Origin of the sequence: Pseudomonas agronomica (genome assembly GCF_025917275.1) — a bacterium.
GTDB lineage: Bacteria > Pseudomonadota > Gammaproteobacteria > Pseudomonadales > Pseudomonadaceae > Aquipseudomonas > Aquipseudomonas agronomica.
On sequence record NZ_JAOSHO010000211.1, the window covers coordinates 1 to 8527 of the forward strand.

At 62.1% G+C, this 8527-nt stretch carries 8 protein-coding genes; 1 reads left to right on the forward strand and 7 read right to left on the reverse strand.

Annotated features, from left to right (window positions below; translation table 11 throughout):
- Nucleotides 1-28 precede the first annotated feature (28 nt).
- The 6 genes from OC610_RS15825 to OC610_RS15850 form a co-directional block, all read right to left on the reverse strand.
- Nucleotides 29-2458: a TonB-dependent siderophore receptor gene (locus OC610_RS15825; RefSeq protein ID WP_264428918.1), complete on the reverse strand. Its 2430-nt coding sequence runs from the start codon at nt 2456-2458 to the stop codon at nt 29-31.
- 97 nt (nt 2459-2555) lie between these two features.
- Complete coding sequence (locus OC610_RS15830) at nt 2556-3527, reverse strand: FecR family protein (protein WP_264428920.1); 972 nt, start codon at nt 3525-3527, stop codon at nt 2556-2558.
- Nucleotides 3528-3565: 38 nt separating this feature from the next.
- Nucleotides 3566-4063: a sigma-70 family RNA polymerase sigma factor gene (locus OC610_RS15835; protein WP_264428921.1), complete on the reverse strand. Its 498-nt coding sequence runs from the start codon at nt 4061-4063 to the stop codon at nt 3566-3568.
- 189 nt (nt 4064-4252) lie between these two features.
- A complete protein-coding gene (locus OC610_RS15840) occupies nt 4253-5428 on the reverse strand; it encodes a baeRF3 domain-containing protein (protein WP_264428923.1) in 1176 nt (391 codons plus the stop codon).
- A 10-nt stretch (nt 5429-5438) separates the two neighbouring features.
- Nucleotides 5439-5861, reverse strand: a complete 423-nt coding sequence (locus tag OC610_RS15845; RefSeq protein WP_264428924.1) for an HPF/RaiA family ribosome-associated protein — start codon at nt 5859-5861, stop codon at nt 5439-5441.
- A 66-nt stretch (nt 5862-5927) separates the two neighbouring features.
- Entirely contained in the window at nt 5928-7085 is a 1158-nt protein-coding gene (locus tag OC610_RS15850; protein ID WP_264428926.1) for an MFS transporter, read from the reverse strand.
- A gap of 99 nt (nt 7086-7184) precedes the next feature.
- On the opposite strand from OC610_RS15850, the gene OC610_RS15855 reads away from it, so the two are divergent.
- Nucleotides 7185-7949, forward strand: a complete 765-nt coding sequence (locus OC610_RS15855) for an AraC family transcriptional regulator (protein WP_264428927.1) — start codon at nt 7185-7187, stop codon at nt 7947-7949.
- Nucleotides 7950-7960: 11 nt separating this feature from the next.
- On the opposite strand, the gene OC610_RS15860 is transcribed toward OC610_RS15855, so the two are convergent.
- Complete coding sequence (locus OC610_RS15860; RefSeq protein WP_264428928.1) at nt 7961-8401, reverse strand: carboxymuconolactone decarboxylase family protein; 441 nt, start codon at nt 8399-8401, stop codon at nt 7961-7963.
- Nucleotides 8402-8527: the final 126 nt, after the last annotated feature.

Here is an 8527-nt window from a genome sequence, read left to right on the forward strand (position 1 = left end):
AGATGTCCCGCTCAACCTTGGAGCTGGATCAAAACCCCACACTCGCCTGCACAAAGAACGTACGCGGCGCACCGACGTAGATACCCGAGTTGTTGTCGCTGGAACGGGTGTAGTACTGGTGATCGAACAGGTTCTTCACCCCGGCGCCGACCTTCAGGTTCGACAATTGCTCGCCAAAGTCGTAACCGGCCCTTACGTTCCAGAGCATGTAGCCAGGCATGTCGCCATACCGGCCATCGGCGTTACCGTCGGTGATGTAGTTGTCGCTGAAGCTGCCGTCAGGATTGACACTGTTGCCGGGTGAGCGCTGCTTGGACTGGGCGAAGCCGTCGAGGTTGTAGGTCCAGCGATTGACGTCGTAGCGCAAGCCCACGGTGGCCACCTGGCGGGAGTAGAACGGCAGGTCGCGGCCCTTGAAGCTCGGGATCTGGCCTTCATACGTCGCACGGGTGTAGGTGAAACCCGCGCTGGCGGTGAGCCCATCAAGGCGCGGGTCGAGCGCGGCCATGTCGTAGTGCACCGACGCTTCCAGGCCCTGGTGCTTGGTGGCGCCCATGTTGGTCCAGCCGACGTCGTTGCTGATGTACTGCAATTCGTCGTCGAAATCGATATAGAACAGCGTCACTTCGCCGCCCCACACGTCATCGTTGTAGCGCGTACCGATCTCGTAGGTCTTGGCCTTTTCCGGGCTCAGGCCATTGGCGGTGTTGTTGCCCTCACCACCCTGGCCCAATTGGAAATACTGCAGGCTGCCAAACGAGGTTTCGTAGTTGGCGAACAGCTTCCAGGCATCGGACAGGTGATACATCACGCTCAAGGCCGGCAGCGGTTCGTTGCTGTCGATGCTGCGGCGCTTTTCCTGCACGGGATTGCCGGCGGTGTCGAGCACCGGGCGGTCGTGCCATCCGGTGCTGATCCTTTCGAAGCGGATGCCGGGGGTGATGGTCCACTTGCCGACGTCGATCTTGTCATCGATGTAGACCGCGTGGGCTTCGGTGCCACCGGTGCGGTCCTGGTAGACGTGGCCATCGGAACCCGGGAGCACCACCGGTTCGTTGTTGCGCAGCGCCAGGCGGCTGGCCTCTTCGTGCATGCCTTCCTTGAGGTAGCGGTAACCGACACTGGCTTCCTGGGTGGTGGGCCCGAAATCAAACACATGGGAAACCCGGGGCTCGATGCCGAAGGTGTAGTACGTGCGCGGGTAGGACACCAGATTGCGCTGGTCCCGGTTAGCGATGGTGCTGCCACGGTAGCTGTCGGAGTAGTAAGTCAGCACCTCGGCCTGGGTGCGATCGCTGATCTCGCGAATCCACTTGAAGGACACGTCCTTGCGCCGGCCGCTGAAGTTGTCCCAGTCGCGGTCGGACTGGTACGGGTCGGCGTCGTACTGGGCCTGGGTCAAACCGCCCGGCATGTCGGCCTTGGCGTCGTAGTAGTGGAAATTCAGCGAGAAGTCATCGACATCGGTCGGTGCCCAATGAGTCTTGAGAATGACGTCGTCGATGTCGTTGTCGTTATTGCTTTTGCGATAGCCGTTGCCGTTGACGCCGGAATACAACAACGCCACGCCCAGGCCGTTGTCAGCGGTGCCGCCGAGGAACGCCGTGTCGATGTGCTTCCAGCCGCCGCGCTGGGACGTTTCCAGGGTGCTGCCGATTTCCCCGGTGGCTTTTTCAGGAATGGCGCGGGTGACAAAGTTGATCACCCCGCCGACGTTCTGCGGCCCATAGCGCACCGACCCGGCGCCGCGTACCACGTCGATGCTGTCCAGGTTGCCCGAGGAAATCGGCGCCATGGACAGTTGCGGTTGGCCGTAGGGCGCAAACGCGGCTGGTACGCCGTCGATCAGCACCGTGGAGCGTGGCGACAGACGCGAGGTGAGGCCGCGCACGCCGACGTTCAGGGAAATATCACTGCCGCCCGTGCCGTTGGCGTCCTGCACTTGCACACCGGGCACGCGACGCAGCACATCGCCGACGTTCATGGCGCCCTGCTCTACCATCGCCTCGCGACGGATCACCGTCCGCGCGCCGGCGTGGTTCTGCACCACTTCGGCATTGGCATCGCCGAGCCAGTCGCCAACCACCTGGATGTCGGTGGTGCCCAGCTCCAGCGGGCCCGCCGTGGGCGCCGGCAGAATGGTCACCGAGCCTTCATCGATCCGGTATTGCAGGCCGCTGCCCCGCAACAGTTGGCTGAGCGCCGCCTCCGGGGACAAGTTGCCTTCCACCGCCGGCGCGCGCTTGCCATCCACCAGTTCCGGATTGAAGAAAACCTGCAACGAGGTCTGCTGGCCCAACTGGCTCAGTGCCTGGTCCAAGGGTTGCGCCTGGATATGGATCGCCGTGGCGACCTGGTCGGCAAAGGCCTGGGGCAACCCGGCGCTGACAGCCAGGCTCAGGGCCAGCGGCAGCCAGCGTGCGGGGAGGCGTTTGTTGTTTTTGGCGGAGGTTTTCACGTCGAACTTGTCCTGTCGAATCGCAATAATACGCGTCTGTTAATGCAAACCAGTTGCAGTTGGACAAGAAGACGAAGAACTCGAAAAAAACCTGAATCTATTTCGAAATTATTTCCTGGCTGCCGTCATCCAGCGTGCGCACGGCCACCGGCAGGATGTTCGGCAAGGCCTTGAGCAGCGCCTCGGGATTGTCCGAACGAAACACGCTGGTCAGGCGCAGGTTGCCCACCGATGCACTGGCAACCCGCAGGGGCTTGGCGCGATAACGGGACACTTCCTCGGCCACTTCACTCAACGGCGCATTGTTGAACACCAGTTTGCCGTTGCGCCATGCGGTGACTTCACCGGCATTGATCGCATACGGCGCCGCGACCTTGCCCCGGGCATCGATCCGGGTACCGAGGCCAGCCGTGAGGTTGACGGGCATGTCGCGCCCCTGGACCCGGACGCTGCCCTGCTCCACCGCCACCCGGGAACCGTCGACATCACGACGCACATCGAAGCGCGTACCGGTGACCGTCACCTGGCCGTTGCCCGCGTCCACGGTGAACGGACGCCCCGTGTCATGCTCAACGCTGAACAGCGCCTCGCCCTCGACCAGTTCCACCCGGCGTTGGTGATGGGCGAACTGGACACGCACGTGGCTACGGCTGTTGAGATCGATCGCCGAACCATCCGGCAAGGCGACATGCCGACGCTCACCCAGCGCGGTGGCAAATTCGCTGCTGTAATCGCTCGCAGCGTCCAGGCCACTGAACAGCCCCAAGCCGACCGCCACCGCGAGCAACCCCGCGGCCACGGCAAAACGCAGCAGCGGCCGGCGCTTCGCACGTTCGGCGGGTCGCTCGCACAACGCTTGCAGACGCTCCTTGGGCAACAGATCCGTTGCGCTCCAGATCCCCTGGAGCAGTTGAATCTCGTCGCGATGGTTAGGGTGTTCGCCCAACCACGCATCGAAACGCTGGCGCTCCTCGACGCCCATGACCGGGTTTTGCAAACGCACGAACCATTGCGCCGCCTCGTCGCGAACCCTGCCCTGCCCGCACGGGCATTCACGGCTATCCATCATGGAAGGATCCTGTGGCTCAGGTGGAAGAATACGACGGGTCATTGTCCTGGCCCGTCCAGGCGATCCCGCAGATGGCGCAGGGTGCGGATCATATACTTTTCCACCATGTTTTTTGACAGCCCCAGGCGTTCGGCGATTTCCGCCTGGGTCAGGCCCTCGATCTTCTGCCAGACGAACACCGTGCGGCAGTTGGCCGGCAGTTCGGCAAGTGCCCGCTCGATGGAGTCCGCCAGTTGGATCGCGTGCATGTAGTGCTCCGGGTCGCTCGCAAGCGATGGGGTGTCGAACGCCACTTCCTCCAGGGCGCCCCGTCGATCTTCACGCCGATAGCCGTCCACCGCAATGTTGCGCGCCGTCTGGTGCAGGTAGGCCCGTGGCTGCTCCACTTGCGCCGAATCGGATTCGAGCACCCGCACGAAGGTGTCGTGGGCCAGGTCCTCGGCCTGCTGTCGATTGCGCAGGCGACGGGTCCAGGTGCCGATCAACTCTTCGTAATGCTCGAAAAAGCCGGGTCTGCGGGGCAGCTTGGGGATCATCGCGGCGCGCTGTGGGGACGGGATGTGAATAGTAATGGTTACTATTAATAGGAAGCAAACGCCGCCCGACCGGCTGGCACCAAAATAAAAGTGTGGGAGCGAGCCTGCTCGCGAAGGCGGACTCACCGTCAATACCATTGTTGACTGACACACCGCTTTCGCGAGCAGGCTCGCTCCCACAGGGCAAGGTCAGAACCGGCACACCGCGGCCGCCCCCGTGTCGGTCGGCATGACATGCTCGGGCGGCACCACGACGACCTCCCCGCCTTGGCGAGTCACGGCGAGGATCAGCTCATCAAGCACATCGGGTGCCTGCTCGTCGCCCGTCTCGTCAATCAGCAGCCGGCCTTTGTCCAGGTCGAGCTGGCCAGGCACCTGGCGCTCCGCCTCCACCAGCAACAGCGCGACACGGCCTTCCAAGGCGGCCTTGGCGATCTCGGCCAGCTTGTCCAGCGCCCGCCCTTGCCCCACCGCGACACCATAGCGATTGAGGCTTTCGACGACGCGGTCGGCGTGGCTGTGGGCCATGAGTTTCGAGCAGTGGACACGCAACTCTTCCACACTGAATCGCGAAGGATCACCCTCGATGCCCTGCGCCAGCACGTTCGGGTTGTGACTGACGGCACGGAACACCGCCTGGTTCTCCGGCAGGGCCACCAAAATCATCGGCAGGCCCGACGGTTGCGAATGGTATTGCAGGATGGCCTTGTCCACGGCGCGGAAGAACCGTTCGCGGTCCAGGTTGATTTCGTCCTGCTTACCGCCGCCGGCGGCCTCATGCATCATCGCATCGCCGCGTTCGCCGCTGCGGCTGAAACCATTGGGAAAGCCCTGCTGGTCACCCGGTGTCAGTTCGTCACCGAGCGCCTCGTTCTGGTTGCGCGGCACCTGTTCGGCCAACTCGATTTTTTCCAACTGTTCCGAGGAGCCTTCATAGAGCCAGACCTCGTTGCGGGTCAGGCAAAGCGCTTGATAACGCTCGGTGGATTGGACCAGTCGCAACAACGGCTTGAGATACGGGTGGCTGTTGACGATAGCGCATTCCTGCAGACGGTGATTCACCGCGATCACTTTGAAATAGTCGCGTGCACCAAACACGGCAATCCCGTCACGGTTGGAATTCCAGAAACCCTGGTCCTCCACCAGCGCCAGGAATGGCTCGAGCAAAGGCGAGCAGTCCATGTCCGGGTGTTGCTGTTCCAGTTGGGTCTGCAGGTCGCGCACCAGGTTCTTGTAGCGGATCGGGTCCTGGCTGCGCTCGGGGAATGTGCGGTGAGTGGGCATGTAAAGCGAAAGGCTCGGCTGTTCGTCGAACGCCAGGAGCTCGGCCAGTACCTGGCGGCTGAAGGGTTGATGAGCGGTCATGATCGTCTCCTTATTCTTTGCCACGAGCCTCTTGGTTTTCGAGGAAGTCTTCTTCCAGCATGGCGTCCACCATTTCCGGTGGCGCCTCATCCACGGGGGCGGTCACGCGTCCCATGGATTCGACGGCGGGGTTCATCTTGCCGGTCTGGTGATCGAGCGCGTGGACCATTTTCTCGGCCGCCCCTTCCACCGCCAATTCCAGGCTTTCGGCCTTGTGACTCACCGACATCGATTGAAGCCCCTGTAAACGGGCCTCGATCTGACAACGCTTGTCAGCGGCACCGCCCTTCTGGGCGTTTTCATCGCTGACATGGATTTCGACGCGCGTCAGTTGATCCTCGAAACGGTGCAGCGCGTCCACCACCGTACTGCCGACCCACTCCTGCAAACGGGCACTGCCTTCGATATGGTTGCTGTTGACTTGAACTTGCATGATCGACTCCTCTAACAAAAGACGGCTTTGGGCCGCCTATGGTGGGTAGAAGAAAAGCTGTCGGGCTTAGTTCCCGGCGCGGGATGACCGGCGTTTGCCGATCAGTGACTGACGCGCCGTCAAACCCACCGCCAGCGTCCCGCACGCAATCAAGGTCCAGCCCAGCGCCTGGCTCCAGGCGGCGAGCACCAACGCCCCCCCGATCAACACGTAATAAAACAGGCCGAACAGCGCCCCGGCCGTGCCCAGGCAGTCCTTGTAATGAACGAGCGCAGCGCCCAGCACGTTGGGGATCGCCATGCCAAAGGCGAGCACAACCAGCAACATCGGCGCAACGAAACTGGCGCTGTCGAGCAGGCCTTGTACAGTCAACCCGCCCGCCAGCAGCACGACCGCCGCCAGGGCTGACAGTTGCTCGCCGTCGTACCCCCGTGCGAGCAGGCGCTTGTTGAGCCAGGCGCCCAGACCGGAACCCAACGCCAGGATCACACCGCTGTAACCGAACAGCGTGGGACTAAAGCCAAGCCGTTCGAATTGGAACGGCGCGAGGTTGTAGTAACTGAACAGCGCGACGTTGAATGTGGCCACCAAGAATGACGAGCGCCAGATCGCCGGGTCCGCCAGCATGCGCCCCAACGTTTTCAACAGCGGCGCTGGAGGAAGAGGGATCGGCAAGGTTTCAGGCAAGGCACGCACGCACCACAGCAGCAGGAGCAGCGACCAGACCAGCAGCGCTCCCAGCACGCCCTGATACCCCCAAACGCTCACCAGGCTTGCGCCGCTGAACAGGCCAATAGCCGGACTGGCCGCCAGCGCGATGCCAATGGTCGAGAAGACTTGGCCAAGTTCCGCACCCTGGAAGCGATCGCGCAGCACCGTTTGGGTCACCACAGAACCGACGGCAGCTCCGAACGCAGCCAAGGCCTGGAAAGCCAGCAAGGCATTGAAGCTCGACACGTTCAGCGCCAGCACGGTTGCCCCCACGTACAAGGCCAGTCCGGCCAGCATGACGGGCCGACGGCCAACGCGGTCGCAGAGTCGCCCCCATACGACCACCCCCAGGGCAAACCCGAGGAAAAATAGCGACAATAATTGCGCGGCCATCTGCGCGCTGACGGCAAAAACTCGACTGATGTCTGCCAAGGCGGGGCTGTAAAGGGTCTGGGCGATTTGGGGAAACATCACCAAAGCAATCGCCAAAAGAAGAAGAGAACGGGAAGTCATGGGCAGCACTCGCTGGAAGAATGGCGAGCAGTCTATAAACGCAACGGCTGTCGTATTATCTCAAGCCTGACAACTCATCCTTGAAATCGGACAACCTTCATGGCCTGGCTCAACGCCCATGCCCGCTTCGACCCCGACAGCCATAGCGCCCCCGTCGTTGGCATCGCCGCTACCCTGGATCATCACGATTCCGGCTGGCACGACCACCTGCGCGGACAACTGCTTTTCACAGGCCAGGGCTGCACACGCATCATCCTGCAACAACAGCTCTGCTTGCTGCCACCCTCGCGGGCGGCCTGGATTCCACCTGGCACCCTCCATCGCGCAGTGATGCAACAGAGCGTGGAGTATCGATCGATCTACCTGACGGCAGAACTGTGCGTCGACTTGCCTTCGAGAGTCTGCATCATCGAAGTTTCGCCCTTGCTGCGCGCCGTCCTTGAGCCCATCGCCCATGCAGCGTTTGACAGTGCCTGGACGCAAGGCCGCAACGCGCATCTGCTGGGCTTGTGCCTGGCCGAAATTCGCGAAGCGGCGCACCAACCGATGCTTTTGCCGATACCTCGAGACAAGCGCTTGACGCCGCTGCTCCAGACACTGGACCAACTGCCGCCTCCGCTGGCGTTGTTGGAACAGCAGATTGGTGCCAGCGGCCGGACCATCGGACGGATCTTGAGAAGGGAAACCGGCATGAGCTATCAACAGTGGCGCCAGCAATGGCGCCTGATGCGCGCCATTGAACTGCTCGCCACCGGCCGCAGCCTGAGTTACTGCGCCTTCGAACTGGGATTCGCCAGCGACAGTGCCTTCATCGCTTTTTTCAAGCTGATGACCGGGCGCACACCCAAAAACTACCTGGGGTGACGAGACTTGCATCAGGCCTCGGGCATTTTCCGAAAGCCCACCGCCAGCCGGTTCCAACCGTTGATGGCGTTGATCGCCACGGTCAGGTCGACCATTTCCTTGGGCGTGAAGTGCTCGTTCAGCAGTTCGTAGTCGGCGTCGGGCGCGTGGGTCTCGCTCAGGCGCGTCAGGGCTTCGGTCCAGGCCAGCGCGGCGCGCTCACGACCGGTAAAGAACGGTGTCTCGCGCCAGGCGGTCACGGCGTACAGGCGCCGCTCGGTCTCGCCGTCCTTGCGCGCATCGGCGGTGTGCATATCGATGCAATACGCACAGCCATTGATTTGCGAAGAGCGCAGCTTGACCAGTTCGATCAGGGACTTTTCCAGGCCCAATCTAGACACTGCATTCTCCAGGCCCAGCATGGCTTTATAGGCATCAGGGGACGCGGCATAGAAATCGATACGCGGTTGCATAGTGAACTCCTGAACAATTGGATGTAGCGCTACGTTAGCCCTGCACTGGCGCAGGACAAATAGCCAATTGTTGGGAAGTTCGGGTGGCCAATGGAGACCGGGCCTTCCTTGAAATGACGCAAGCTC

Excerpts from the sequence above, each read along its gene's own strand:
- OC610_RS15830 (WP_264428920.1), bottom strand. The coding sequence starts at position 3,527 with ATGATGGATAGCCGTGAATGCCCGTGCGGGCAGGGCAGGGTTCGCGAC.
- OC610_RS15835 (WP_264428921.1), bottom strand. The coding sequence starts at position 4,063 with ATGATCCCCAAGCTGCCCCGCAGACCCGGCTTTTTCGAGCATTACGAA.
- OC610_RS15840 (WP_264428923.1), bottom strand. The coding sequence starts at position 5,428 with ATGACCGCTCATCAACCCTTCAGCCGCCAGGTACTGGCCGAGCTCCTG.
- OC610_RS15845 (WP_264428924.1), bottom strand. The coding sequence starts at position 5,861 with ATGCAAGTTCAAGTCAACAGCAACCATATCGAAGGCAGTGCCCGTTTG.
- OC610_RS15850 (WP_264428926.1), bottom strand. The coding sequence starts at position 7,085 with ATGACTTCCCGTTCTCTTCTTCTTTTGGCGATTGCTTTGGTGATGTTT.
- OC610_RS15855 (WP_264428927.1), top strand. The coding sequence starts at position 7,185 with ATGGCCTGGCTCAACGCCCATGCCCGCTTCGACCCCGACAGCCATAGC.
- OC610_RS15860 (WP_264428928.1), bottom strand. The coding sequence starts at position 8,401 with ATGCAACCGCGTATCGATTTCTATGCCGCGTCCCCTGATGCCTATAAA.